The organism is Streptomyces sp. P17 (genome assembly GCF_032436805.1).
Classification (GTDB): domain Bacteria; phylum Actinomycetota; class Actinomycetes; order Streptomycetales; family Streptomycetaceae; genus Streptomyces.
On record NZ_JAVRBF010000791.1, the window covers coordinates 1 to 273 of the forward strand.

Annotated in this window: 1 protein-coding gene; it reads right to left on the reverse strand. The window is 59.7% G+C overall.

The window, feature by feature from the left end; all coding sequences use genetic code 11:
- A partial coding sequence (locus tag RMT89_RS42975; protein ID WP_315889192.1) for a polysaccharide biosynthesis/export family protein occupies positions 1 to 273 on the reverse strand: 273 nt, incomplete at both ends.

The window sequence follows — 273 nt, forward strand, 5'->3', positions numbered from 1 at the left end:
GTTACGTACTTGGTTGCCTGCATCTTCCGCGCGGCGTTCGCTGCCCGCAGGAATGGTGAGTTCAGGGTGGTCGTAAACAATAATGCTGAGTACATCGCCTGGGCCAATGCGGTACTGCCATGCATCAATGGCATCGCGCAGGGCGCTGGGCATGGGCGTGGCGCGGTTACCGGCGGTGGGGGTCGATGCAATCAACCCAGGACTAATCGGCTGTACATCCACAAGCTCATCGATAGGCGCGGTTTGGGTATTGGCATCGAAGTGGCCGCCAGG